At 59.4% G+C, this 25,756-nt stretch carries 22 protein-coding genes; 17 read left to right on the top strand and 5 right to left on the bottom strand.

Translation table 11 applies throughout. The annotated features are described in order from the left end of the window. Position 1: 1 nt before the first annotated feature. Positions 2-931, top strand: coding sequence for a homoserine kinase (thrB, locus tag RE418_RS02985; RefSeq protein ID WP_089180551.1), 930 nt, complete (start codon positions 2-4; stop codon positions 929-931). Between the two features lie 3 nt (positions 932-934). Next, positions 935-2,224 (top strand): threonine synthase, encoded by a 1,290-nt coding sequence (thrC, locus tag RE418_RS02980; RefSeq protein WP_060448179.1) that lies wholly within the window; start codon positions 935-937, stop codon positions 2,222-2,224. Positions 2,225-2,270: 46 nt separating this feature from the next. Here thrC and yaaA read toward each other — a convergent pair whose 3' ends face one another. Both yaaA and RE418_RS02970 read right to left on the bottom strand, forming a co-directional pair. Then, positions 2,271-3,047, bottom strand: coding sequence for a peroxide stress protein YaaA (yaaA, locus tag RE418_RS02975; protein WP_060448178.1), 777 nt, complete (start codon positions 3,045-3,047; stop codon positions 2,271-2,273). Between the two features lie 106 nt (positions 3,048-3,153). Beyond that, positions 3,154-4,590, bottom strand: coding sequence for a sodium:alanine symporter family protein (locus tag RE418_RS02970; protein WP_025301518.1), 1,437 nt, complete (start codon positions 4,588-4,590; stop codon positions 3,154-3,156). Positions 4,591-4,973: 383 nt separating this feature from the next. On the opposite strand from RE418_RS02970, the gene tal reads away from it, so the two are divergent. The 3 genes from tal to RE418_RS02955 all read left to right on the top strand — a co-directional run bounded on the left by tal (position 4,974) and on the right by RE418_RS02955 (position 8,098). Further along, positions 4,974-5,927 carry a transaldolase gene (tal, locus tag RE418_RS02965; RefSeq protein WP_004932982.1) on the top strand — a complete coding sequence of 318 codons (954 nt, stop codon included), beginning with the start codon at positions 4,974-4,976 and terminating at the stop codon, positions 5,925-5,927. Between the two features lie 151 nt (positions 5,928-6,078). After that, entirely contained in the window at positions 6,079-6,666 is a 588-nt protein-coding gene (mog, locus tag RE418_RS02960; protein ID WP_015376607.1) for a molybdopterin adenylyltransferase, read from the top strand. Positions 6,667-6,790: 124 nt separating this feature from the next. Continuing rightward, positions 6,791-8,098, top strand: a complete 1,308-nt coding sequence (locus tag RE418_RS02955) for an MFS transporter (protein WP_049207242.1) — start codon at positions 6,791-6,793, stop codon at positions 8,096-8,098. Positions 8,099-8,142: 44 nt separating this feature from the next. Here RE418_RS02955 and satP read toward each other — a convergent pair whose 3' ends face one another. Next, complete coding sequence (gene satP, locus RE418_RS02950; RefSeq protein WP_025301520.1) at positions 8,143-8,742, bottom strand: acetate uptake transporter; 600 nt, start codon at positions 8,740-8,742, stop codon at positions 8,143-8,145. Between the two features lie 324 nt (positions 8,743-9,066). On the opposite strand from satP, the gene dnaK reads away from it, so the two are divergent. The 4 genes from dnaK to nhaR all read left to right on the top strand — a co-directional run bounded on the left by dnaK (position 9,067) and on the right by nhaR (position 14,705). Continuing rightward, entirely contained in the window at positions 9,067-10,980 is a 1,914-nt protein-coding gene (dnaK, locus tag RE418_RS02945; protein WP_004932972.1) for a molecular chaperone DnaK, read from the top strand. 106 nt (positions 10,981-11,086) lie between these two features. Continuing rightward, positions 11,087-12,211, top strand: coding sequence for a molecular chaperone DnaJ (dnaJ, locus tag RE418_RS02940; protein ID WP_004932969.1), 1,125 nt, complete (start codon positions 11,087-11,089; stop codon positions 12,209-12,211). 235 nt (positions 12,212-12,446) lie between these two features. Then, positions 12,447-13,613, top strand: coding sequence for a Na+/H+ antiporter NhaA (nhaA, locus tag RE418_RS02935; RefSeq protein ID WP_089180552.1), 1,167 nt, complete (start codon positions 12,447-12,449; stop codon positions 13,611-13,613). Between the two features lie 192 nt (positions 13,614-13,805). Continuing rightward, positions 13,806-14,705, top strand: coding sequence for a transcriptional activator NhaR (nhaR, locus tag RE418_RS02930; protein ID WP_004932962.1), 900 nt, complete (start codon positions 13,806-13,808; stop codon positions 14,703-14,705). Between the two features lie 71 nt (positions 14,706-14,776). On the opposite strand, the gene rpsT is transcribed toward nhaR, so the two are convergent. Then, positions 14,777-15,040 (bottom strand): 30S ribosomal protein S20, encoded by a 264-nt coding sequence (gene rpsT / locus RE418_RS02925; protein WP_004932960.1) that lies wholly within the window; start codon positions 15,038-15,040, stop codon positions 14,777-14,779. A gap of 390 nt (positions 15,041-15,430) precedes the next feature. Between rpsT and ribF the strand changes: the two genes are divergently transcribed. From ribF to ispH, 5 genes are read left to right on the top strand one after another with little or no spacing between them, the layout of a single operon-like run. Further along, positions 15,431-16,369 (top strand): bifunctional riboflavin kinase/FAD synthetase, encoded by a 939-nt coding sequence (gene ribF, locus RE418_RS02920; RefSeq protein WP_025301522.1) that lies wholly within the window; start codon positions 15,431-15,433, stop codon positions 16,367-16,369. A gap of 32 nt (positions 16,370-16,401) precedes the next feature. Further along, entirely contained in the window at positions 16,402-19,218 is a 2,817-nt protein-coding gene (ileS, locus tag RE418_RS02915) for an isoleucine--tRNA ligase (RefSeq protein WP_089180553.1), read from the top strand. Positions 19,219-19,231: 13 nt separating this feature from the next. Beyond that, entirely contained in the window at positions 19,232-19,741 is a 510-nt protein-coding gene (lspA, locus tag RE418_RS02910) for a signal peptidase II (RefSeq protein ID WP_025301524.1), read from the top strand. 1 nt (position 19,742) lies between these two features. Next, the gene (gene fkpB, locus RE418_RS02905) at positions 19,743-20,213 is read left to right on the top strand and encodes an FKBP-type peptidyl-prolyl cis-trans isomerase (protein WP_038628869.1); all 471 of its coding nucleotides are present in this window, start codon (positions 19,743-19,745) and stop codon (positions 20,211-20,213) included. After that, entirely contained in the window at positions 20,194-21,147 is a 954-nt protein-coding gene (gene ispH / locus RE418_RS02900; protein ID WP_025301526.1) for a 4-hydroxy-3-methylbut-2-enyl diphosphate reductase, read from the top strand. Before fkpB ends, ispH begins: the two co-directional genes overlap by 20 nt. A gap of 272 nt (positions 21,148-21,419) precedes the next feature. Here the strand turns inward: ispH and RE418_RS02895 are convergent, their stop codons facing one another. Next, a complete protein-coding gene (locus RE418_RS02895; RefSeq protein WP_225735560.1) occupies positions 21,420-22,325 on the bottom strand; it encodes a LysR family transcriptional regulator in 906 nt (301 codons plus the stop codon). Positions 22,326-22,537: 212 nt separating this feature from the next. Here RE418_RS02895 and pvcA point away from each other — a divergent pair, with 212 nt between their 5' ends. From pvcA to RE418_RS02880, 3 genes are all read left to right on the top strand, one after another. Beyond that, positions 22,538-23,503, top strand: coding sequence for an L-tyrosine isonitrile synthase (gene pvcA, locus RE418_RS02890; RefSeq protein WP_025301528.1), 966 nt, complete (start codon positions 22,538-22,540; stop codon positions 23,501-23,503). Positions 23,504-23,598: 95 nt separating this feature from the next. Beyond that, a complete protein-coding gene (locus tag RE418_RS02885; protein WP_049207249.1) occupies positions 23,599-24,462 on the top strand; it encodes a TauD/TfdA family dioxygenase in 864 nt (287 codons plus the stop codon). A gap of 24 nt (positions 24,463-24,486) precedes the next feature. Then, on the top strand, positions 24,487-25,746 hold the full coding sequence (locus RE418_RS02880) for a glycosyltransferase (RefSeq protein WP_089180554.1): 1,260 nt from the start codon (positions 24,487-24,489) through the stop codon (positions 25,744-25,746). Positions 25,747-25,756 lie beyond the last annotated feature (10 nt).

The raw sequence follows: 25,756 nt of genomic DNA, 5'->3' as shown, positions 1-25,756 counted from the left end.
TATGGTTAAGGTGTATGCACCGGCCTCGATCGGTAACGTCAGCGTCGGTTTCGATGTGCTGGGCGCGGCGGTTTCGCCGATCGACGGCACGCTGCTGGGCGACTGCGTCAGCGTCGAAGCCGCCGAAACGTTCAGTTTGCAGAATGCCGGGCGCTTCGTCAGCAAGCTGCCGGCCGAGCCGAAAGAGAACATCGTTTATCAATGCTGGGAGCGTTTCTGCCAGGAGATCGGCCGCGAAGTGCCGGTGGCGATGCGCTTGGAAAAGAACATGCCGATCGGATCGGGGCTGGGTTCCAGCGCCTGTTCGGTGGTGGCTGGGCTGATGGCGATGAACGAATTCTGCGATCGGCCGCTGGATAAGACGACGCTGCTTGGCCTGATGGGCGAGCTGGAAGGCCGCATTTCCGGCAGCGTGCATTACGACAACGTGGCGCCATGCTATTTGGGCGGCCTGCAGCTGATGCTGGAAGAAGAAGGCATCATCAGCCAGGAGGTGCCGTGCTTCGACGATTGGCTGTGGGTCATGGCCTATCCCGGCATCAAGGTGTCCACCGCCGAAGCGCGCGCCATTTTACCCGCGCAATACCGTCGTCAGGATTGCATCAGCCACGGCCGCTACCTGGCCGGCTTTATTCACGCCTGCCACACCCGGCAGCCGCGGCTGGCCGCCAAATTAATGCAGGACGTGATCGCTGAACCGTACCGCACCCGGCTGTTGCCGGGCTTCGCCGAAGCGCGCAAGGCGGCGCAGGACATCGGCGCGCTGGCCTGCGGCATCTCCGGCTCCGGCCCGACGCTGTTCGCCGTCTGCAACGACGGCGCCACCGCGCAACGCATGGCCGCCTGGCTGCAACAACACTATCTGCAAAACGACGAAGGTTTTGTTCATATTTGCCGTCTGGATACTGCAGGCGCTCGACTACTGGGATAACGCATGAAACTGTACAACCTTAAGGATCACAACGAGCAGGTCAGCTTCGCGCAGGCGATCAAACAAGGCCTGGGCAAGCAGCAGGGGCTGTTTTTCCCGCTGGAGTTGCCGGCGTTCGAACTGACCGAGATCGACCAGCTGCTGGAGCAGGATTTTGTCACCCGCAGCAGCCGCATTCTGTCGGCCTTTATCGGCGAAGAGGTGCCGGAAGCGGCGCTGAAGAAACGCGTACAGGCCGCCTTTGAGTTCCCGGCGCCGGTGGCGAAAGTGACGGAAGACGTCTCCTGCCTGGAGCTGTTCCACGGCCCGACGCTGGCGTTCAAAGACTTTGGAGGCCGCTTTATGGCGCAGATGCTGGCGGAAGTGGCCGGCGATCAGCCGGTGACCATTTTGACCGCCACCTCCGGCGACACCGGCGCCGCCGTGGCACACGCCTTCTACGGCCTGAAAAACGTCCGGGTGGTGATCCTGTATCCGCAGGGCAAAATCAGCCCGCTGCAGGAAAAGCTGTTCTGCACCCTGGGCGGCAACATTCATACCGTGGCGATCGACGGCGACTTCGACGCCTGTCAGGCGCTGGTGAAGCAGGCGTTCGATGATCAGGAGTTGAAAGATGCGCTACACCTGAACTCGGCCAACTCGATCAACATCAGCCGCTTGCTGGCGCAGATCTGTTACTACTTCGAAGCGGTGGCGCAGCTGCCGCAGGAAGCGCGCAATCAGCTGGTCATTTCGGTGCCGAGCGGCAACTTCGGCGATCTGACCGCCGGGCTGCTGGCCAAGTCGCTGGGTCTGCCGGTGAAGCGCTTCATCGCCGCCACCAACGCCAACGACACCGTGCCGCGCTTCCTGACCAGCGGCCAGTGGCAGCCGCACGCTACGGTCGCGACGCTGTCCAACGCCATGGACGTCAGCCAGCCAAACAACTGGCCGCGCGTGGAAGAGCTGTTCCGTCGTAAGGTCTGGCAACTGAAAGAGCTGGGTCACGCGGCGGTCAGCGATGAGACCACCAGGGAAACGATGCGTGAACTGGCCGAGCTGGGCTATATCTCAGAACCACACGCGGCCATTGCCTATCGCGCGCTGCGCGATCAGCTGCAGGAAGGAGAGTTCGGCCTGTTCCTCGGCACCGCGCATCCGGCCAAGTTTAAAGAGAGTGTGGAAGCGATCCTCGGCCAGGAGCTGCCGTTGCCGAAAGCGCTGGCGCTGCGGGCTGAGCTGCCGCTGCTGTCGCACACGCTGCCGGCCAACTTCGGCGAGCTGCGCACGTTCCTGATGGGGCTGCCGGCCTGAAGTTCGGCAGGCTAAAATGCGAAAGCCGTCTTGCGACGGCTTTTTTTTATGCCTGCTCCGGGCGTTTGAACACCAGTTCATTGCCTTGCGAGGCGGCTTCGTCGAAGGCGTAGCCTTCCAGGTTGAAGTCCACCAACTGTTCGCTGCGCGTCAGGCGGTTCTTGATGATAAAGCGGCTCATCAACCCGCGCGCTTTCTTGGCGTAGAAACTGATGACCTTGTACTTGCCGTTCTTCTCGTCGAGGAACACCGGTTTGATCAGCGCGCCGTGCAGTTTGGCTGGCTTCACCGCCTTGAAATACTCGTCGGACGCCAGATTGACCACCACGTCATCGCCCTGTTGCTCCAGCGCTTCGTTGAGCTTTTTGGTGATCTGATCGCCCCAGAAGCTGTACAGGTCTTTGCCCTTCGGGTTTTCCAGCTTGATGCCCATCTCCAGCCGATACGGCATCATCAGATCGAGCGGGCGCAGTACGCCATACAGGCCGGACAGCATGCGCAGATGCTGCTGGGCGAAGTCGAAATCGGCTTCGCTGAAATCCTGCGCCTGCAGGCCGGTGTAAACGTCGCCTTTGAACGCCAGCAGCGCCTGACGGGCATTGTCCGGGGTAAATGTCGGCTGCCACTCGCTAAAGCGCGCGGCGTTCAGCCCAGCCAGCTTGTCGCTGATGCTCATCAGGCTGGCGATTTGCGCCGGCGTCAGCTCGCGGCAAATTTTGATCAGCTGTTTCGACTTGTCCAGCAGTTCGGGCTGCGTGAAGCGTTCTGTCGCCAGCGGGCTTTCGTAATCGAGCGTTTTTGCAGGGGAAATAATAACGAGCATGGCCAGATCCTGTTTATCCAAGTGCGGATACTGTAGCAAAAAGCGCGGGAAAAAGGGGCAATCGGTCCAATAGGCCGGGGCGCGTATCGCAGGCGCCCCGGAAAACTCAGCGCGGCGGCTTTTGGTCGTCCCACACGCCCGGCTCCAACTGCGACTTCAGCTCCGGATAACGGGTGGCGTCGAAGGTTGGCAGCTTGCCCAGGCGGCGTTGGCGATGGTAGTCGTCGGCCAGTTTCAGCGCCACCCGCGACAGCAGCAGGATCGCCGTCAGGTTGGTGATCGCCATCAGGGCCATGGAGGTATCTGCCATTTTCCACACCAGCGGCAGCTCCGCCAGCGCGCCGAACATCACCATGCCCAGCGCCACGCAGCGGAAAATCAGCAGGCCGCCCGGGTGGTTGTGCTCGAGGAACACCAGGTTGCTCTCGGCATAGGCATAGTTGGCGATGATCGAGGTGAAGGCGAAGAAGAAGATGGCGATGGCGACGAACGGTGCCCCCCAACTGCCGACGGCGGTTGACAGCGCGCGCTGGGTCAGATCGATGCCGCTGATGCTGTCGGTCGGCTGATCGAGTATGCCGGAAGAGAGGATGATCGCCGCGGTGGCGCTGCAGATGACGATGGTATCGATAAACACCCCGAGCATTTGCACATAGCCTTGCGAAGCCGGATGCGGCGGATAAGGCGAGGCGGACGCCGCCGCGTTGGGCGCCGAGCCCATGCCGGCTTCGTTGGAGAACAGGCCACGCTGCACGCCCTGAGTCATCGCCTGGGAAATACCGTAACCGACGGCGCCGGCCGCGGCTTCCTGCAGGCCGAAGGCGCTTTTGAAGATCAGCGCCAAGATCGCCGGCATGTGTTCGATGTTATGGCCAATCACCCAGAGAGCCAACAGCAGGTAGGCGCCGGCCATCAGCGGCACCACCAGTTCGGCCACTTTGGCGATGGAACGGATGCCGCCGAAGATCACCACGCCGCTCAGCAACACCAGGCCGATGCCGACGTGCAGCGGCTGCAAATGGAAGGCGACGGCGGAGGCCTGGGCGATGGAGTTGGCCTGTACGGCGTTGAACACCAGACCGAACGCGATGATCAGGAAGATGGAGAACAGCACGCCCATCCAGCGCATGCCGAGACCTTTTTCCATGTAATAGGCCGGGCCACCGCGGTAGTTGCCGTTATCGTCTTTGGTTTTGTAGAGCTGAGCCAGCGAGCTTTCCACAAAGGAGGTGGCCATGCCGATAAACGCCACCACCCACATCCAGAAGATGGCGCCGGGGCCGCCGGCGGTGAGGGCAATGGCGACGCCGGTCAGGTTACCGGTGCCGACGCGCGCCGCCAGCGTGGTACAGAGCGCCTGAAAAGAGGAGATGCCGGCGCTGTCGCTTTTATTGCTGTTTTTCAACACCGAGAACATGTGGCTGAAGTGGCGAAGCTGGATAAAGCGGGTACGCAACGTGAAGTAGATGCCGGTGCCGAGCAACAGATAAATCAGCACTGACCCCCACAAAATGTTGTTTATAAAATTCATCAGGTCCGTCAAGGGATCCCTCCTCTTATCGAAATGTCATGCGCACCTGGCAGCATCCACCGCAGGTGAAAAACATTGGCCTATTTTTTACAAGAGCTTAGCTGGAATCGGTCCGGCGTCAGTCGATTAAGATTTTTCGCAGATTAGCGGACGAATTGCATCAATTTTTTCGAATTTAACATAATTTATTCGGGCGATAGCACGTTATTGCCTTTCCATCCGCTCGGTTATGGCGAAAGATATCGGCGTAAACGGTTGCTCGCCCAAGGATAAAACAGATGCTTGCGCGCCGCGGTTTTCCAGCCTTGCGCCGGGCTTGGCGCATGTTATTATCAGGGCAGGGCATGGTTGAACAATGCCAAAAGTTCATGCACAAACGATGAGATAATGCCAACATGACCGACAAATTAACTTCCCTGCGCCAGCTGACTACAGTGGTTGCAGATACGGGTGATATCGCGGCAATGAAGCTGTATCAACCGCAGGACGCCACAACCAACCCTTCGCTGATCCTCAATGCAGCCCAAATTCCTGAATACCGCAAACTGATTGACGAAGCCATCGCCTGGGCGCGCGGCCAGAGCAGCGATCGCGAGCAGCAGATCGCCGACGCCGCCGACAAGCTGGCAGTCAACATCGGTCTGGAGATCCTCAAACTGGTTCCGGGCCGCATCTCCACCGAGGTTGACGCGCGTCTGTCTTACGACACCGTTGCCAGCGTGGCCAAGGCCAAGCGCCTGATCAAGCTGTACAACGAAGCCGGCATCAGCAACGATCGCATTCTGATCAAACTGGCCTCGACCTGGCAGGGCATCCGCGCGGCGGAGCAGTTGGAGAAAGAAGGTATCAACTGTAACCTGACGCTGCTGTTCTCCTTCGCTCAGGCTCGCGCCTGTGCCGAAGCCGGCGTTTACCTGATCTCGCCGTTCGTTGGCCGTATCCTCGACTGGTACAAAGCCAACGGCGACAAGAAAGAGTTCGCCCCGCATGAAGATCCGGGCGTGATCTCCGTGACCGAAATTTACCAGTACTACAAACAGCACGGTTACAACACCGTGGTGATGGGCGCCAGCTTCCGTAACGTCGGCGAAATCATCGAACTGGCCGGCTGCGACCGCCTGACCATCGCGCCTGCGCTGCTGAAAGAGCTGGCGGAGAGCGAAGGCGCGCTGGAGCGCAAACTGTCTTACACCGGTGAAGTGAAGGCGCGTCCTGCCGCACTGACCGAACCTGAGTTCTACTGGCAGCACAACCAGGATCCGATGGCGGTTGAGAAACTGACCGATGGCATCCGCAAGTTCGCCGTAGACCAGGGTAAACTGGAAAAAATGATCGCCGACCTGCTGTAATTCCTGCAGATCGCGCAGTAAAAAGGTGGCTCAGGCCACCTTTTTTTATGCCTGGCGCTCCCGCCGGCGGGGGAAGCCCTTATACTCTCGGCAATGACAACAGAGCGGGAGACGAACCCGTTCGAACCCCATCAGGCTGTAGAGGTTACGCATGGATATTTTACGTATTGGTTTGGTTTCCGTTTCTGACCGCGCTTCCGGCGGCGTTTACCAGGATAAAGGCATTCCGGCGCTGGAGGAGTGGCTGGCCGGCGCGCTGGCGACGCCGTTCAAGCTGGAAACCCGGCTGATCCCCGATGAGCAGACGCAAATTGAACAAACGCTGTGCGAGCTGGTGGACGAAATGGGCTGCCATCTGGTGCTGACCACCGGCGGCACCGGGCCGGCGCGCCGCGACGTCACCCCCGACGCCACGCTGGCGATCGCCGATCGCGTGATGCCCGGCTTCGGCGAGCAAATGCGTCAGATCAGCCTACACTATGTGCCAACGGCTATTCTTTCTCGCCAGGTGGGAGCGATCCGCAAGCAGGCGCTGATCATCAACTTGCCCGGCCAACCGAAGTCGATCAAAGAAACGCTGGAAGGGGTAAAGGATGAGCAGGGCAATGCGGTGGTGCACGGCATCTTCGCCAGCGTGCCTTATTGCATTCAACTGCTCGACGGGCCTTACGTCGAAACGCACGCCGCGGTGGTAGCAGCATTTCGGCCAAAGAGCGCGCGTCGCGAGATAAACCTCTAAATTTCAGCGTTCTGCGAGATCGGCTTCAGCCCGTCTGGTGTGAAAATAATTTGCCGTTATAGTAAGGATTCTTTTACAGAAAGCCTGCGGCTTTTATTTTTACAGCCTTTACCGACGGTGCCCTATGCCTCACGACACTAATCGCCGGCTGAACCGGCAAGACTACAAAACGCTGACGTTGGCCGCGTTGGGCGGTGCGCTGGAGTTTTACGACTTCATCATCTTCGTGTTCTTCGCCGCCGTGGTCGGCGATCTGTTCTTCCCGGCGGACATGCCGGAGTGGCTGCGGCTGGTGCAAACCTTCGGCATCTTCGCCGCCGGCTATCTTGCCCGCCCGCTGGGCGGCATCGTGATGGCGCACTTCGGCGATCTGGTCGGCCGCAAAAAGATGTTTACCCTGAGCATTCTGCTGATGGCGTTGCCGACGCTGGCGATGGGTCTGCTGCCGACCTACGCCAGCATCGGCATCGCCGCGCCGCTGCTGCTGCTGTTGATGCGCGTGCTGCAAGGCGCGGCGATCGGCGGTGAGGTGCCGGGCGCCTGGGTCTTCGTCGCCGAACACGTGCCGCGCCGGCGCATCGGCTTCGCCTGCGGCACGCTGACCGCCGGGTTGACGGTAGGCATCTTGCTGGGTTCGGTGGTGGCGACGGTGATCAACACCACGCTCAGCCCGCAGAGCATCGCCGGCGGCGGCTGGCGTATTCCTTTCCTGTTGGGTGGCATGTTCGGCTTGGTGGCGATGTACCTGCGCCGCTGGCTGCAGGAAACGCCAATCTTTATCGAGATGCAGGCGCGTAAAGCGCTGGCCGAAGAGCTGCCGCTGAAATCGGTGGTGCTCAATCACAAACGGGAAGTGGTGGTGTCGATGCTGCTGACCTGGTTGCTCTCTGCGGGTATCGTGGTGGTGATCCTGATGACCCCAACCTATCTGCAAAAACAGTTCGCCATTGCGCCGGCTTTGACGCTGCAGGCCAACAGTATCGCCACCATCATGCTGATCGCCGGCTGCATTGTCGCCGGTTTGTCGGCCGATCGCTTCGGCGCCAGCAAAACGCTGGTGGTCGGCAGTGTGCTGCTGGCCGGCTGCAGCTGGCTGTTCTATCAAACGGTGGGCGTGCGCCCGGAAATGTTGTTCGCCTGCTATGCGCTGGTGGGCTTCAGCGTAGGCGTGGTGGGGGCCGTGCCGTATGTGATGGTGCGGGCCTTCCCGGCGGAAGTGCGGTTTACCGGCATCTCGTTCTCATATAACGTCTCGTACGCTATTTTTGGCGGTTTAACCCCTATTTTTGTGACGCTGATCATGAAATTGACCCCATTAGCGCCCGCTTACTATGTGCTGGCGCTGTCGCTCATCGGGCTGCTGCTCGGCGTCTACCTGCATCGCGACCTGAACAGCGAAGCCGGCGAGCGGCGAGCCGATTCCTACAGCTAAAAAAAAGCCCTGCACTGCAGGGCTTTTTCGTCAGGGAAGGGCGATTACGCCGTGACCGGCGAGGCCGCGACGCGGGCCGGAGCCGGCTCGCCAATTGGCAGCACGGTGCGGCCGTATTGCTCGTTGAGCACTTCGGCCATCGCCAGGTAAATGGCGCTGGCGCCGCAGATGATGCCCTCATAACCGGCGAAGGTCAGCAGCGCGTGATTGCCGGTGATGTTGCCGACGGCCAGCAGGGCGAACAGCAGCGTGAGGCTGGCGAACACGAACTGCAGCACGCGGTTGGCGGCCAGGGTGCCGAAGAACATGAACAGGGTGAAGACGCCCCACAGCGCCAGGTAGATGCCCAGCACGTGCGCCTCGGTGGCTTCAGCCAGGCCCAGACGCGGCAGCAGCAGCAGGCCGACCAGGCTCAGCCAGAAGCTGCCGTAGGCGGTGAACGCCGTCATGCCGAAGGTGTTGCCCTTCTTGTACTCCAGCAGACCGGCCAGGATCTGGGCCAGGCCACCGAAGAAAATCCCCATGCTGATGATGGCGGAGTTCAGTGGGAAAAAGCCCGCGTTGTGCAGGTTCAGCAAGACGGTGGTCATCCCGAAGCCCATCAGGCCGAGAGGGCCGGGATTCGCCAACTTGTTGGTGTGCATAAGTCCTCTGCGATAACAGAAAATTAACGGAAACAGCGAAGTAAAATCATAAATGGTCTGAATGGCCAAAAAATCGAAGTTTTCCACCAGAGCGCGCGCATCATAATGATCCCCGCAGCCGGAAACAATGATCTGAATGACGATAAAAAAAGAAATTTTTTTCGCCTTGCCCCTTGATGCCGGACGGGATGGCCCCATCTTATTTGCAACCGCAGCTGCTAACCGCGGGTCGCACTGAGATATCGGGCAGTTGAAAAGCAAAAAATCGCCCGCATATAGGTTAGCAACCTGACTGATTATGAATTTTTTAGTGGAGACGTTTAGATGGGCAAAATTATTGGTATCGACCTGGGTACTACCAACTCTTGCGTAGCAATTATGGATGGTGCCAAGGCACGCGTGCTGGAAAACGCCGAGGGCGACCGCACCACTCCTTCTATTATCGCATATACCCAGGACGGTGAAACTCTGGTTGGCCAGCCGGCTAAGCGTCAGGCAGTGACCAACCCTGAAAACACCCTGTTCGCCATCAAGCGCCTGATCGGTCGCCGCTTCCAGGATGAAGAAGCGCAGCGCGACAAAGCGATCATGCCGTACAAAATCGTCGAAGCCGACAACGGCGACGCCTGGCTGGAAGTGAAAGGCCAGAAAATGGCTCCGCCGCAGATCTCTGCGGAAGTGCTGAAAAAAATGAAGAAAACGGCGGAAGATTACTTGGGCGAACCGGTAACTGAAGCGGTTATCACCGTACCGGCTTACTTCAACGACGCCCAGCGTCAGGCGACCAAAGACGCCGGCCGCATCGCGGGTCTGGAAGTCAAACGCATCATCAACGAACCGACCGCTGCGGCCCTGGCCTACGGCCTGGACAAAGAAGTCGGCAACCGCACCATCGCGGTTTATGACCTGGGCGGCGGTACTTTCGATATCTCTATCATCGAAATCGACGACGTTGACGGCGAAAAAACCTTTGAAGTGCTGGCGACCAACGGTGACACCCACCTGGGTGGCGAAGACTTCGACAGCCGTCTGATCAACTACCTGGTGGAAGAGTTCAAGAAAGATCAGGGTATCGATCTGCGCAACGATCCGCTGGCGATGCAGCGCCTGAAAGAAGCCGCTGAGAAAGCGAAGATTGAACTGTCTTCCGCTCAGCAGACCGACGTTAACCTGCCGTACATCACTGCAGACGCGACCGGTCCAAAACACATGAACATCAAAGTGACTCGCGCCAAACTCGAGTCTCTGGTTGAAGATCTGGTTGCGCGTTCTATCGAGCCGCTGAAAGTGGCGCTGAAAGACGCTGGCCTGTCGGTTTCCGACATCCAGGACGTGATCCTGGTGGGCGGCCAGACCCGTATGCCAATGGTGCAGAAGAAAGTCGCAGACTTCTTCGGCAAAGAACCGCGTAAAGACGTGAACCCGGACGAAGCGGTTGCCGTAGGCGCTGCGGTACAGGGCGGCGTGTTGGCCGGTGATGTGAAGGACGTTCTGCTGCTGGACGTGACCCCGCTGTCGCTGGGTATCGAAACCATGGGCAGCGTGATGACGCCGCTGATCACCAAAAACACCACGATCCCGACCAAGCACAGCCAGGTGTTCTCTACTGCGGAAGACAACCAGTCTGCAGTAACCATCCACGTGCTGCAGGGTGAGCGTAAGCGCGCCAGCGATAACAAATCTCTGGGCCAGTTCAACCTGGACGGCATCCAGGCGGCACCGCGCGGCATGGCGCAGATCGAAGTGACCTTCGATATCGATGCCGACGGCATCCTGCACGTGTCTGCCAAAGACAAGAACACCGGTCGTGAGCAGAAGATCACCATCAAGGCATCTTCTGGCCTGAACGAAGACGAAATCCAGAAAATGGTGCGCGATGCCGAGCTGAACGCTGAAGCTGACCGCAAGTTCGAAGAGCTGGTACAGACGCGTAACCAGGCGGATCACCTGATCCACGGTACTCGCAAGCAGCTGGAAGAAGCGGGCGACAAACTGCCGGCGGAAGATAAAACGGCGATCGAAGCGGCGCTGAAAGATCTGGAAGCGGCGGTGAAAGGCGAAGATAAAGCCGAGATCGAAGCGAAGACTCAGGCGCTGGTGCAGGTTTCCGGCAAGCTGCTGGAAATGGCTCAGGCGCAGCAGGCTCAGCAGGGTGCTGACGCCGGCGCGGACAACGCGGCGCAGAAAGACGACGACGTGGTTGACGCTGAGTTCGAAGAAGTTAAAGACAAAAAATAATCGCCCTTAAGCGGGCACGGGGCGGCCGAGATGCCGCTACCGGAAACCAGCACGGGCGTCGAGGCAACTCTGCGCCCGTGCACGCATGTTAAGGGTAAGCGAAAGAATGGCGAAGAAAGACTATTACGAGATTCTCGGCGTCAGCAAGACGGCGGATGAACGTGAGATCAAAAAGGCGTATAAACGCCTGGCGATGAAATACCATCCTGACCGCAACCAGGAACAAGACGCCGAAACCAAGTTTAAAGAAGTTAAAGAAGCTTACGAAGTCCTGACCGACGACCAGAAACGCGCGGCCTACGACCAGTATGGCCACGCGGCCTTTGAACAGGGCGGCATGGGCGGCGGCGGCTTTGGCGGCGGTGCCGACTTCAGCGATATCTTTGGCGACGTGTTTGGCGATATCTTCGGCGGAGGCCGCCGTCAGCGCGCCAGCCGCGGTTCTGATCTGCGCTATAACATGGAGCTGACCCTCGAGGAAGCGGTACGTGGCGTCACCAAAGAGATCCGCATCCCGACGCTGGAAGAGTGCGACGTCTGCCACGGCAGCGGCGCCAAGCCGGGCAGTTCACCGGTCACCTGCCCAACCTGTCACGGTCAAGGCCAGGTGCAAATGCGTCAGGGCTTCTTCACCGTGCAGCAGGCGTGTCCACACTGCCATGGCCGCGGCCAGATCATCAAAGATCCGTGCAACAAGTGCCACGGCCACGGCCGGGTTGAGAAATCCAAAACGCTGTCGGTGAAAATTCCGGCCGGCGTCGATACTGGCGACCGCATCCGCCTGGCGGGTGAAGGCGAAGCCGGCGAGCACGGCGCACCGGCGGGCGATCTGTACGTTCAGGTGCAGGTGAAGGCGCACCCGATCTTCGAGCGTGAAGGCAACAACCTGTACTGTGAAGTGCCGATCAACTTCGCCATGGCGGCGCTGGGCGGCGAGATTGAAGTGCCGACGCTGGATGGCCGGGTGAAACTGAAGGTGCCTTCGGAGACCCAAACCGGCAAGCTGTTCCGCATGCGCGGCAAGGGTGTGAAATCGGTGCGTGGCGGCAGCCAGGGCGACCTGCTGTGCCGCGTAGTGGTGGAAACACCGGTCAATCTGAACGACAAGCAGAAGCAACTGCTGCGTGAGCTGGAAGAGAGCCTGGGCGGCCCATCCGGCGACAAGAACAGCCCGCGCTCGAAGAGCTTCTTCGACGGGGTGAAAAAGTTCTTTGACGATCTGACTCGCTAACCTTCTGTTTCTGTTGGTTTATGTTAGAACCCCGGGCATTTGCCCGGGGTTTTTATTTGCGTGCTACAACGCTCATTCCCTAAGAATAATGTGATTTACTCGTGCTTTTGATCGGTTTTTTCGAGTTATTTAGCATTTATAAACTTATTTTTTCGAACTAAAACGCCCTCTATACTCACTTCATGACTGTGGTTCGCAGGGCGCTACGTCCTGCACAGATTTGGAGAGACGTACTGTGACCAACATCATTCGTCAATTTTTACGTCAGGAAGCCGCGGGCGGCATCATTCTGATCGCGGCGGCGATCGTCGCCCTGATCATGGCCAACAGCCCGGCGCAGGGGATCTATCAGGCATTTCTTAACCTGCCGGTGATGGTGAAAATTGCTTCGCTGGAGATCGCCAAGCCGCTGCTGCTGTGGATCAACGACGGCCTGATGGCCATCTTCTTCCTGGTGGTGGGGCTCGAGGTCAAGCGCGAGCTGATGCAAGGCTCGCTGTCCGGGCGTGACAAGGCGGTGTTTCCGGCGATCGCCGCACTGGGCGGCATGCTGGCGCCGGCGCTGATTTACCTGCTTTTCAACGGCGCGGATGAAGTCACTCGCCAGGGTTGGGCAATCCCGGCGGCGACCGATATCGCCTTCGCGCTGGGCGTAATGGCGCTGCTGGGCAACCGCGTGCCGGCTAGCCTGAAAGTATTCCTGCTGGCGTTGGCGATCATCGATGACCTGGGCGTGATTATCATCATCGCGCTGTTCTACACCCACGAAGTGTCGATGGTGGCGCTGGGCGTGGCAGCGGCGGCGACGGTGCTGCTGGCGGTGATGAACTGGCGTGGCGTGGGAAAAACCTCGCTGTATATGATGGTTGGCCTGGTGTTGTGGGTGGCGATCCTCAAGTCCGGGGTGCACGCGACGTTGGCCGGGGTGATCGTCGGCTTTATGATCCCGCTGAACGTCAAGAAGGGGCCATCGCCATCGGAAACGCTGGAGCATGAGCTGCACCCATGGGTCGCGTTTATGATCCTGCCGCTGTTCGCTTTCGCTAACGCCGGGGTCTCTTTGCAGGGCGTATCGCTGGAAGGATTGACGTCGCTGCTGCCGGTCGGGATTGCGGCTGGCTTGTTTATCGGTAAGCCGCTGGGGATTTTCCTCTTCAGCCTGCTGGCGGTGAAAATGGGCATCGCCCGTTTGCCTGAAGGCATCGGCTTCAAACAGGTATTTGCCGTTTCGGTGCTTTGCGGTATTGGTTTCACCATGTCGATTTTTATCGCCTCGCTGGCGTTCGGCGAGGCGGATATGGCGCTCAGCACCTATTCCCGTCTGGGGATCCTGTTGGGCTCGACGGCTGCGGCGGTGGTAGGGTATGGATTGCTGCGTCTGGCGTTGCCGCGCGTACGTTAATCCTGAATGTGCCCGGTAAGGGCACATAATAAAATGGCTGGTCGGAGCTGTACGGTATAAAATATGTGCAGCTTCGGCCGTTCTTCGTTGGGACTAATGGGGCTATACGTTGTCTGAAGCAGGGAAAGGAAGTTTGTCGCTCGTCACGGCACACCGTTTGCCGCTGCGAAACGTTGTTAAGGAGAGCCGCTCGTGAGGATGTCGCATATCAACTTTAATCACCTTTACTATTTCTGGCAGGTCTGCAAGGCCGGTTCCGTGGTCGGTGCCGCTGAAGCGTTGTTTCTGACGCCGCAGACCATCACCGGCCAGATCAAGGCGCTGGAAGAGCGGTTGGACGGCAAGCTGTTCAAACGCCAGGGGCGCGGGTTGGTGCCTTCGGAGCTGGGGCAGTTGGTGTTCCGCTATGCTGACAAGATGTTTATGCTCAGCCAGGAAATGCTGGATATCGTCAACTATCGCAAAGAGTCGAATCTGCTGTTCGACGTCGGCGTGGCGGACGCGCTGTCGAAGCGCCTGGTCAGCCAGGTGTTGGAAACGGCGGTGGTGGTGGACAACGAACAGATCCACCTGCGTTGTTTTGAATCGACGCACGAGATGCTGCTGGAGCAGCTCAGCCAGCACAAGCTGGATATGATCCTGTCGGATTGCCCGGTGGACTCCAGCCAGCAGGAAGGGCTGTTCTCGCTGAAGCTGGGCGAGTGCGGCATCAGCTTCTTCTGTCGCCAGCCGGCGCCGGAGTTGCCGTTCCCGGCCTGCCTGGAGCAGCGCAAGTTGCTGATCCCCGGCCGCCGTTCGATGCTGGGGCGCAAACTGCTCAACTGGTTCAATACGCAGGGCATCCAGGTGGAGATTCTGGGCGAGTTCGACGATGCGGCGCTGATGAAGGCTTTCGGCATGTACCACAACGCGATCTTCGTGGCGCCGACGCTGTATGCGCAGGATACCTACAACGATGATAACGTGGTGGAGATTGGACGTATAGACAGCGTGCAGGAGGAGTATTACATCATCTTCGCCGAGCGCATGATCCAGCATCCGGCGGTGCAGCGCGTCTGCAACAAAGACTTCTCGGCGCTGTTTTCCTGCTAGCGGTTCACTGAACGCAGGGCGTAAAAAAACCGGCCTGAGCCGGTTTTTTTATCAAGCAGATAACGAAATGCTTACTGCATTGCGTTGATGCGTGCAGTCAGGTTTGACTTATGACGCGCTGCTTTGTTTTTGTGGATCAGGCCTTTAGCTGCCTGACGGTCCACCAGTGGCTGCATTACCAGGAATGCATTTTGTGCTGCTTCTTTGTCGCCAGCTGCGATAGCTGCGTCTACCTTCTTGATGAAGGTACGCACCATTGAGCGACGGCTTGCGTTATGCTTGCGGCGTTTCTCAGACTGTACGGCGCGTTTCTTAGCTGATTTGATATTAGCCAAGGTCCAACTCCCAAATATATTCTATTGAGGACAATTCAAAGGCCGAGGAATATGCCCTTTTAGCCTTCGTTTGTCAATGGATTTGTGCAAATAAGCGCCGTTTGTACAGGCGGCACTCGCTACGTTGTGATGGCGCAGGATTTTACCAGCTTCGCTCTTGGGAATACAGTGTTTCGCGAGAAAATTCGCCAATGTTTTGCCGCGGCGGACGCAAGCCGTTGGCCGCGGTCGAGAATCGGCCCGGTGGCGCCGGATAAACTGCGGCGAAGCCGTTTCACGCGCAGATTATCTCCGGTATGGTATGTCTATTACATAAAGGCACCAATCGCGGGTTAACCTTACCGGCTGTACAAGGTATAATCCGCCGATTTCCACTGTTTTGAGCCAGCTATGGAGCTAATTCGCGGCATTCACAATATCCGGGCGCGCCACCATGGTTGCGTGCTCACCATCGGCAACTTCGACGGCGTACATCGCGGTCATCAGGCGTTGCTGGAGCAGTTGAAGCAACAAGGGCAACGCCTCGGGCTGCCGGTGATGGTCATGATCTTTGAGCCGCAGCCGCTGGAGATGTTCGCCGCAGACAAGGCGCCGGCCCGTTTGACGCGCCTGCGCGACAAGGCCAACTACCTGGCGCAGGCGGGCGTCGATTACCTGCTGTGCGTCAAGTTCGATCCGCGTTTCGCCGCCAACACCGCGCAGGCGTTCGTCGCCGAGCTGCTGGTGGAAAAACTGGGCGTCAAATTCCTGATGGTGGGGGATGATTTTCGCTTTGGCGCCGGGCGTCAGGGCGATTTTCCGCTATTGCAGCAGGCCGGAAAAGAGTACGGCTTCGACGTGGTCAGTACCCCGACCTTCCGCGAAGGCGAGCGGCGCATCAGCAGCACCGCGATCCGCACCGCGCTGAGCGAGGACGATCTGCCGCTGGCAGAGACCCTGCTGGGCCACCCGTACAGCATCTCCGGGCGCGTGGTGCACGGCGATGAGCTGGGCCGCACCATCGGCTTCCCGACCGCCAACCTGCCGCTCAAGCGCCTGGTGGCGCCGGTGAAAGGGGTGTATGCGGTGGAGGTGTACGGCCTGGGGCCGCAGCCGCTGCCGGGCGTGGCCAACATCGGCACGCGTCCGACCGTCGCCGGCGTGCGCCAGCAGCTGGAAGTGCATCTGCTGGATGTCACAATGGATCTTTACGGGCGCCATATTGAGGTGGTGCTCCGCGCAAAATTGCGCAATGAACAACGGTTTGCTTCGCTCGATGCCCTGAAGCAGCAAATCGCCAATGATGTGGTGACGGCCCGGAAGTTCTTCGGGCTACAGACACCGGTTTAATCTCTATAGCCGAAAACGGAACCGAGAATCTAATGAGTGACTACAAGAATACCCTGAACTTGCCGGAAACAGGGTTCCCGATGCGCGGCGATCTCGCCAAGCGCGAACCTGGCATGCTGCAACGTTGGTATGAACAGGATCTGTACGGGATTATTCGTACTGCCAAAAAGGGCAAAAAAACCTTCATTTTGCATGACGGCCCTCCGTATGCGAACGGCAGCATTCACATTGGTCACTCGGTTAACAAGATTCTCAAAGACATTATCATCAAGTCGAAAGGGATGGCCGGCTTCGACTCGCCTTATGTGCCGGGTTGGGATTGCCACGGCCTGCCGATCGAACTGAAGGTGGAACAGCTGTACGGCAAACCGGGCGAGAAGCTGACGGCGGCCGAGTTCCGCCAGAAGTGCCGCGAGTACGCGGCCGAGCAGGTTGAAGGTCAGAAGAAGGACTTCATCCGCCTGGGCGTGCTGGGCGACTGGGATCGTCCCTACCTGACCATGGATTTCAAAACCGAAGCCAACATTATCCGCGCGCTGGGCAAGATCATCAGCAACGGCCACCTGCTGAAAGGCGCCAAGCCGGTTCACTGGTGCACCGACTGCGGCTCATCGCTGGCGGAAGCGGAAGTGGAGTACTACGACAAGACTTCGCCGTCTATCGACGTGACCTTCCATGCGGCCGACGCGGCTGCCGTGGCGGCCAAGTTTGGCGTGAGCCACTTCAACGGCGCCATCTCGCTGGTTATCTGGACCACCACCCCGTGGACCCTGCCGGCCAACCGGGCGATCTCGCTGCACCCGGACTTCACCTATCAACTGGTGCAGGTTGACGGCCAGTGCCTGATCCTGGCGGCCGAACTGGTGGAAAGCGTGATGAAACGCGCCGGCATCACCGAGTGGACGGTGCTGGGCAGCTGCAAAGGCGCCGATCTGGAGCTGTTGCGCTTCAAACATCCGTTCATGGACTTCGACGTGCCGGCGATCCTCGGCGAGCACGTGACGCTGGACGCCGGTACCGGTGCGGTGCACACCGCGCCAGGCCACGGCCCGGACGACTTCGTGATCGGCCAGAAATACGGCCTGGAAGTGGCCAACCCGGTAGGGCCGAACGGCTGCTACCTGACCGGCACCTACCCGCTGCTGGACGGCAAGTTCGTCTTCAAGGCCAACGATCTGATCGTCGATCTGCTGCGTGACAAAGGCGCGCTGCTGCACGTCGAGAAGTTCTTGCACAGCTATCCGTGCTGCTGGCGCCACAAGACGCCGATCATCTTCCGCGCCACGCCGCAATGGTTCATCAGCATGGATCAGAAAGGCCTGCGTCAGCAGTCGCTGGAAGAGATTAAGGGCGTGCAGTGGATCCCGGATTGGGGCCAGGCGCGCATCGAAATGATGGTGGCCAACCGCCCGGACTGGTGCATCTCGCGTCAGCGCACCTGGGGCGTGCCGATGTCGCTGTTCGTGCACAAAGAGACCGAGCAACTGCACCCACGCACCGTTGAGCTGATGGAAGAAGTGGCCAAGCGCGTCGAGCAAGACGGCATTCAGGCCTGGTGGGATCTGGACGCGGCCGACATCCTCGGCGCGGAAGCCGCCGACTACGTGAAAGTGCCGGATACGCTGGACGTGTGGTTCGATTCCGGTTCTACCCACGCCTCTGTTGTCGATGTGCGCCCTGAATTCAACGGCCACGGCGCCGACATGTATCTGGAAGGCTCCGACCAACACCGCGGCTGGTTCATGTCATCGCTGATGATCTCCACCGCGATGAAGGGCAAGGCGCCTTACAAGGAAGTGCTGACTCACGGCTTCACCGTCGACGGCCAGGGCCGCAAGATGTCCAAGTCGATCGGCAACACCGTCAGCCCGCAGGACGTGATGAACAAGCTCGGCGGCGACATTCTGCGTCTGTGGGTGGCGTCGACCGATTACACCGGCGAGATCGCGGTATCCGACGAGATCCTCAAGCGTTCCGCCGACTCTTACCGCCGCATCCGCAACACCGCGCGCTTCCTGCTGGCCAACCTGAACGGGTTCGAGCCGAGCACCGACTGCGTGGCGCCTGAAGACATGGTGGTGCTGGATCGCTGGGCGGTCGGCCGCGCGCTGGCGGCGCAGCAGGATATCGAACAGGCTTACGCCAACTACGATTTCCATGAAGTGGTGCAGCGTCTGATGCAGTTCTGTTCGGTCGAGATGGGCTCCTTCTACCTGGATATCATCAAGGATCGCCAGTACACCGCCAAGAGCGACAGCGTCGCCCGCCGCAGCTGCCAGACCGCGCTGTATCACATCGTGGAAGCGCTGGTGCGCTGGATGGCGCCGATCATGTCGTTCACCGCAGACGAGATCTGGGGCTTCATGCCGGGCAAACGCGCGCAGTACGTGTTCACCGAAGAGTGGTACGACGGCCTGTTCGGGCTGGCGGAAGGCGAGCCGATGAACGACGCTTTCTGGGCTGAGCTGCTGAAAGTGCGCGGCGAAGTGAACAAGGTGCTGGAGCAGGCGCGTGCCGACAAACGCCTCGGCGGTTCGCTGGAAGCGGCGGTGACGCTGTATGCCGACAGCGAGCTAGCGGCTCGCCTGAACAGCCTGCAGGATGAGCTACGCTTTGTGCTGCTGACCTCCGCGGCAAGCGTTGCGCCATTGGCGGATGCGCCGGCCGACGCGCAGACCTCCGAGCTGCTGAAAGGGCTGAAGATCGCCTTCAGCACGGCGCCAGGTGAGAAGTGCCCGCGCTGCTGGCATTACACCACCGATATCGGTCTGGTGGCGGAGCACGCAGACATCTGCGGCCGCTGTGTGAGCAACGTCGCCGGTGACGGCGAGAAGCGTAACTTTGCCTGAGAACTCGCGCCTGATGAGTAAACCAATTTGTTCGACCGGCCTGCGTTGGCTGTGGGTTGTAGTGGCGGTGCTGGCGCTGGATTTCGGCAGCAAGCAGTGGATCCTCGCTAACTTTACGCTGGGCCAGTCCCAGCCGTTGATCCCGTCGTTCAACCTGTTTTACGCGCGCAACTACGGCGCTGCGTTCAGCTTCCTGGCCGATCACGGCGGTTGGCAGCGCTGGTTCTTCGCCGGCATCGCCATCGCCATCGTCGCGGTGCTGCTGGTGATGATGTACCGCAGCGCGGCGCAGCAGAAGCTGAACAACATCGCCTACGCCTTCATCATCGGCGGGGCGTTGGGCAACCTGTTTGATCGCCTGTGGCACGGTTTTGTGGTCGATTTCATCGACTTCTACGTCGGTGACTGGCACTACCCGACCTTCAATCTGGCGGACAGCTTTATCTGCGTGGGTGCGGCGATGATCGTGCTGGAAGGTTTCCTGTCGCCGGCGAACAAAGGCGCAAAGAGTAAAGGTGAGTAACATGACGGCTCAGATTATCAGTGACAGCGCGGTGCTGGTTCACTTTACGCTGAAACTGGAAGACGGTTCGACCGCCGAATCTACCCGCAGCAGCGGCAAACCGGCGCTGTTCCGTCTGGGTGACGGCAGCCTGTCGGCGCCGCTGGAAGCGCAGCTGCTCGGCCTGCGAGCGGGCGACAAGTGTGCCTTTACCCTGCAGCCGGAAGCGGCGTTCGGCGCGGAGAACCCGGATCTGGTCCAGTTCTTCTCGCGCCGCGACTTCGCGGAAACCGGCGTGCCGGACGTGGGTACCATTATGCTGTTTACCGCCATCGACGGCAGCGAAATGCCGGGCGTGGTGCGCGCGGTGGCGGAGGATTCAATCACCGTCGATTTCAACCATCCGCTGGCGGGCCATCCGGTGACCTTCGACATTGAAGTGCTGGAGATCGATCCGCAGCAGGAGGAGACGCATGCAAATATTGCTGGCTAACCCGCGTGGCTTCTGCGCCGGGGTTGATCGTGCGATCAGCATCGTGGAACGTGCGCTGGAGCTGTATGGCGCGCCGATCTACGTACGGCATGAAGTGGTGCACAACCGCTACGTGGTTGACAGCCTGCGTGAGCGGGGCGCCGTGTTTATCGAAGAGATCGCCGAAGTGCCGGACGGTTCTATCCTGATCTTCTCGGCGCACGGCGTGTCTCAGGCGGTACGCGCCGAAGCCAAGGCGCGCGATCTGACCATGTTGTTCGATGCCACTTGCCCATTGGTGACCAAGGTGCATATGGAAGTGGCGCGCGCCAGCCGCCGCGGCACCGAAGCGATTCTGATTGGCCATGCCGGTCATCCGGAGGTGGAAGGCACCATGGGCCAGTACAGCAACCCGAAGGGCGGCATGTACCTGGTCGAATCGCCGGAAGACGTGTGGAAGCTGCAGGTGAAAGACGAAAGCAATCTGTGCTTCATGACGCAGACCACGCTGTCGGTTGATGATACCTCGGACGTGATTGACGCGCTGCGTCAGCGCTTCCCGAGTATTATCGGTCCGCGTAAGGATGACATTTGCTACGCCACCACCAACCGTCAGGAAGCGGTGCGTAACCTGGCCGGCGATGCGGATGTGGTGCTGGTGGTGGGGTCAAAGAACTCTTCCAACTCTAACCGTCTGGCTGAACTGGCGCAGCGCGTGGGCAAACCGGCTTATCTGATCGATTCGGCGGCGGATATTCAGGAGAGCTGGCTGAGCGAAGCGCGCAATATCGGCGTTACCGCCGGCGCCTCGGCACCGGACGTGCTGGTGCAGGAGGTGATCTCTCGCCTGAAAGCGCTGGGCGGCCTGGACGTGCATGAAATCAGCGGGCGTGAAGAGAACATCGTGTTTGAAGTGCCTAAAGAGCTGCGGGTGGACGTTCGTCAGATTGACTGACATGCGCCGGCGGATGACAGCGGGGAGCTTAGGCTTCCCGTTTTTTTTGGAATCGTGCCGCGTTAAAAATAACATGCCATGCATATTCAAATTTTCTGCTAACTAAAGTCAAATTTATTCTGAGTATTTGAAATAACGTCGATGTAATTAATTATAAAGGCTGGCGAAAAGTCATTAATCAGAATATCATTAGGCTGCAATCTAAATGAGGCCCGGTGTTGGCAAAGTGATTACAATAATTACAATAATGGACGTTGCAGATGTTTCTTATTTTATTCCTGTCGAATATGTTCTACGGCCGTTAATCCCTTCTCCTGCAAATAGAGTTTCATATGTTCCAGCAACCGTCTGACTTTTAATGGCTGGATCTCCCTGCGCGGCATAATGGCATAGCAATTAATTTCCGGTAACCGCCAATCAGGCAATATTTCAATCAGCTCACCGCTGCGCAATTCACGTTCAACGTTGGCGAAGAAATTGCGAATGATCCCCTTGCCGGTCAGCGCCAACTCTTTCATCGCCATACCGCTGTTGGTGAACAAACGCCCCGTCATACGCATGCGGTGTTCGCCGCCGTCGCGATGGATAAGACGGACAAACTGCGGGTTGCCGAGCGGTGTAAAGGTGACCCAGTGGTGATGGCTCAGCGCCTGCGGTGAATCCGGCACGCCGTGGTGTGCCAGGTAGGCCGGTGAGGCGCATAACACTTCACGGCAGCGCGCCAGCCGCGTGGAAACGTAGCTGGAGTCGGCCAGCACGCCGCCACGTATCGCCAGATCGATGCGTTGCGTGATGAGGTCTATCTTCTCATCGTGGATTTCCAGTCGCAGCGTAAGCTGCGGGTGTTCATCGAGGAAGCTTTGCAGCGCCGGCACCAGATAGTGGGTGGCGAATTCAGTGGAGGTGGCGACACGCAGTTCGCCGACCAGCTCGCCACGCAGCGCGGCGATCCGTTGTTGGCCACGTTCGGCTGCGTGGATCATCAGCAGGCAATCTTCATAAAAACACAATCCTGCTTCGGTCAGACTCAATGAACGCGTCGATCGCAACAGTAATTGAATGCCCAGATGTTCCTCCAGCTGGCGAATATGTTGGCTGACGGCGGAGGTCGTCATGCCCAATTCTTTTGCCGCCATGCTGAATGCGCCGCAATCGACCACTTTTGAGAAAATGGCCATGCGTTTTAAAATATTGCTCATAGTTTGTTAAGCACAACTTAACCAAGATTGTGAATTATACGGGCTAATAATATAGCACCATCTCTTCTATATTGCCTGAAGCATATAAACGCCGGGCTGATTATTATTTTGCAGAGATTTTTTCTCTTTTTGATAAATCTTATTGCGCTTATCAATAATACACCCGCGCCACATCGCAACAGGAGCTCATTGTGGACAGCGCTCAGAAAGAAGAAATATCGTTAAAGATCCTACGTGAATTATTGCAATACCGCCGCCGTTTCCCCGGCGACGACACCTCGATCGCCGAAGAAGAACGGCGGGTCACTCAGGTGCAATTGCCGCGTATTCGGGCATTCATCGAAAACGAGCAACGTATCGAATTCGTGCTGCCGGCCTTCCCGACCAAGTCGCCCAACACCAACAAGGTGATCGGTGCGGTGCCGGACATGGCGGAGCGGCTGTCGCTGATCTTCCTCAACTCGCTGTGCCAGCGCATTCAGCTCTATTACCCGCCGGGGGCGCATATCGTTATCTGCTCCGACGGTCACGTGTTCGGCGATCTGATCCGCGTCAGCGACGACGCGATCAACCACTATCAGCGCGAGATTGAAAGCCTGCTGCATGAAGTGGGCGCGACATACCTGAGCGTGTTCAACCTCGGCGATGTCAAAGGCCTGGCGGAGCATACCGATGATTATGATCTGCTGCGCCGATTGTTGGTGGAGGGCTATGCCGAATCGGAAGAGGCGATCAAACAGCAACTGATGCAGGACGAACAGGGCCTCTTGCTGTACCGCGCCATCACGCGCTTCCTGTATGAAGACAGCCAACTGCCGGGCTACAGCGGTTCCAACGCCGCGCTGCAGAAAGACGCCAAACAGCGCGCTTGCGGCGTGATCCAGCGCAGCTGGGCCTGGGGCAATCTGCTGGCGCAGCACTTCCCGGCGGCGATCCGTCTGTCGATTCACCCGCAGCCGGTCGACAGTCTGAAAATGGGTATCCACATGATGCCGACCAAAGACGACTGGCTGACGCCGTGGCACGGCGTGGCAGCCAACGTGAACGGCCAGTTCGTGCTGATGAAACGTAAAGACGCGCAGAGCCTGGACGGCGAGCTGGTAGAGATCCGCGGCACGCCGAGCCATTACCTGATCGAACAACCGCAGATGGCCTGAGGCCGCTGCATGCTTTTGCGCCCGAAATCCTGACGGGCGCGTTTTTGACGGCACGTTGCCGTGTGAGCAGCACATTCGATGCAAGGAGAATACTGATGAACAACCAACCGCTTAATTGCCATATCCAACCGAATACCCCGTTCGGCGCGATCCTGACGCCGCAGCATCCGGGGCAAAAGATCGGCGAGCTACCGGTGGCGGCGCTGCGAGCGCTGGCGCAGGAGCACCACTTGCTGGTGCTGCGCGGATTCGACTCCGGTTTCAGCGATGGGGAGGTTCTGACGCGCTACGCCGAGCAGTGGGGCGAGATCATGATGTGGCCGTTCGGCGCGGTGCTGGACGTGAAGGAACATCCTGACGCCAAGGATCATATTTTCGACAGCAGCTACGTCCCGCTGCATTGGGATGGCATGTATAAGCCGACCATCCCCGAGTTCCAGCTGTTCCACTGCGTGGCGGCGCCGTCGCAGGACGAAGGCGGGTGCACTACCTTCGTCGATACCACGCGGTTGCTGGCCAATGCGGACGAAGCGTTGCTGGATCAGTGGCTGTCGGTGTCGATCACCTACCGCATCAAGCAGGTGGTGCATTACGGCGGAGAAGTCTGTTCGCCGTTGGTGGTGCAGCACCCGAACGGCAGGGGCTTGATCATGCGCTACAATGAACCGCCGACGGAGGGGAAAAAATTCCTCAACCAGCATGCGCTGGAATATCACGGCGTGCCGGAACAACAGCAGGAACAGTTCCATCACACTCTGCAGCAGCACCTGTACGATCCGCGTCACTATTATGCCCATCAGTGGCAACAGGGCGACGTGGTGGTGGCGGACAATTTCTCGCTGCTGCACGGCCGTGAGGGCTTTACCGCCCGTTCCGCGCGTCATTTGCAGCGCGTGCATATTCAGAGCAACCCGGTGTGCGCCAATCTGGCGCTGAAGCCGGCCAACGCAGAAGCGTAAAGGAGCATTATGGCAAGGATACTGATGGCGGCGGTCGCCACTCCGGGGCACGTCTACCCGATGTTGGCCATCGCTCGCCACCTGGTTGCCCAAGGGCATCAGGTGCGGGTGATGACCGGCGCGCTGTTCCGCGAACGCGCCGAAGCGGCTGGGGCGAGCTTCGTGCCGTTCGACGCGCAGGTGGATTTCGACTATCGCCACCTGGAGGAGCATTTCCCCGAGCGCGCCGCGCTGCCGCCGGGCAATGCGCAGATGGCGCTGGCGCTGAAAGATTTCTTCGCCGCGCCGATCCCACAGTTGGATCGTCAGCTGCGTGCGGCCATCGCCGCCGAAAAGACCGATCTGCTGATGGTGGAGAACTGCTTCTACGGCGTGCTGCCGCTGCTGCAGTCCGCCGAACGGCCGCCGGTCTTCGGGATCGGCGTCACGCCGCTGTCGTATTCTTCGCGCGACGCCATTTTCTATGGCCCGCGCATCCCGCCGGCGCTGCTGCCGCGGGCGCTGACCCGCGAGCAATTGGTGGATGAAGCGACGCGGGTGTTGCTTGATGAGGTGCAGCAAAGCTTTGATGCCGCGCTGGTGCAAGCGGGCGGGCGGCCGCTGAATCGCCCGTTTACCGATGCGCTGATCGGCGGCTGCGAGCGTTTCCTGCAGTTGGCCACCACGGCGCTGGAATATGAGCGCGACGACCTGCCGAGCGGTGTGCGCTTCGTCGGGCCGCTGCGCAGCGGTGGTCAACCGGCCGCGGAAGAGGCGCTGTGGGAGGAGGACGATCGTCGGCCGCTGGTGATCGTGTCTCAGGGCACGCTGGCCAATGTCGATCTGCATCAGCTGATCGTGCCGACGCTGCAGGCGCTGGCGCATCTGCCGGTGCGGGTGTTGGCCACCACCGGCGGGCGAGCGACCGAAGGGCTGATGGACGCGTTGCCGGACAACGCCCGAGTGCGGGCGTTCATCTCCTTCGAACACTGGTTACCGCAGGCGGCGCTGCTGATCACCAACGGCGGTTACGGCTCGATCAACTATGCGCTGGACAGCGGCGTGCCGCTGATTGTCGCCGGCACCGGCGAGGACAAGCTGGAGGCTGCCGCGCGCGTGGTGGCCGCCGGCTGCGGCATCAGTCTGCACACCAGCACGCCGAGCGCAGAACAGATCCTGGCGGCGGCGTCGCGTATTCTGCAGCAGCCGATCTATCGGCAACGCGCAGCGCTGGTGCGTGAGGACTATGCCCGCCACGATGCGCTCACGGCGATCGCCAACGAAGTGGCCGCCATTACCGCCTGACCTCGCAGTG

This window comes from Serratia sp. szju, from assembly GCF_044594185.1.
Taxonomy (GTDB): Bacteria; Pseudomonadota; Gammaproteobacteria; order Enterobacterales; family Enterobacteriaceae; genus Serratia; species Serratia bockelmannii.
The sequence above is the reverse complement of the archived record's forward strand: the minus strand, read 5'-3'. Positions and strand labels throughout refer to the sequence as shown.

Bases quoted from the DNA above. Each gene is read 5' to 3' on its own strand.
- thrB (WP_089180551.1), top strand. From the start codon at position 2: ATGGTTAAGGTGTATGCACCGGCCTCGATCGGTAACGTCAGCGTCGGT.
- thrC (WP_060448179.1), top strand. From the start codon at position 935: ATGAAACTGTACAACCTTAAGGATCACAACGAGCAGGTCAGCTTCGCG.
- yaaA (WP_060448178.1), bottom strand. From the start codon at position 3,047: ATGCTCGTTATTATTTCCCCTGCAAAAACGCTCGATTACGAAAGCCCG.
- tal (WP_004932982.1), top strand. From the start codon at position 4,974: ATGACCGACAAATTAACTTCCCTGCGCCAGCTGACTACAGTGGTTGCA.
- mog (WP_015376607.1), top strand. From the start codon at position 6,079: ATGGATATTTTACGTATTGGTTTGGTTTCCGTTTCTGACCGCGCTTCC.
- RE418_RS02955 (WP_049207242.1), top strand. From the start codon at position 6,791: ATGCCTCACGACACTAATCGCCGGCTGAACCGGCAAGACTACAAAACG.
- satP (WP_025301520.1), bottom strand. From the start codon at position 8,742: ATGCACACCAACAAGTTGGCGAATCCCGGCCCTCTCGGCCTGATGGGC.
- dnaK (WP_004932972.1), top strand. From the start codon at position 9,067: ATGGGCAAAATTATTGGTATCGACCTGGGTACTACCAACTCTTGCGTA.
- dnaJ (WP_004932969.1), top strand. From the start codon at position 11,087: ATGGCGAAGAAAGACTATTACGAGATTCTCGGCGTCAGCAAGACGGCG.
- ribF (WP_025301522.1), top strand. From the start codon at position 15,431: ATGGAGCTAATTCGCGGCATTCACAATATCCGGGCGCGCCACCATGGT.
- ileS (WP_089180553.1), top strand. From the start codon at position 16,402: ATGAGTGACTACAAGAATACCCTGAACTTGCCGGAAACAGGGTTCCCG.
- lspA (WP_025301524.1), top strand. From the start codon at position 19,232: ATGAGTAAACCAATTTGTTCGACCGGCCTGCGTTGGCTGTGGGTTGTA.
- fkpB (WP_038628869.1), top strand. From the start codon at position 19,743: ATGACGGCTCAGATTATCAGTGACAGCGCGGTGCTGGTTCACTTTACG.
- ispH (WP_025301526.1), top strand. From the start codon at position 20,194: ATGCAAATATTGCTGGCTAACCCGCGTGGCTTCTGCGCCGGGGTTGAT.
- RE418_RS02895 (WP_225735560.1), bottom strand. From the start codon at position 22,325: ATGGCCATTTTCTCAAAAGTGGTCGATTGCGGCGCATTCAGCATGGCG.
- RE418_RS02885 (WP_049207249.1), top strand. From the start codon at position 23,599: ATGAACAACCAACCGCTTAATTGCCATATCCAACCGAATACCCCGTTC.
- RE418_RS02880 (WP_089180554.1), top strand. From the start codon at position 24,487: ATGGCGGCGGTCGCCACTCCGGGGCACGTCTACCCGATGTTGGCCATC.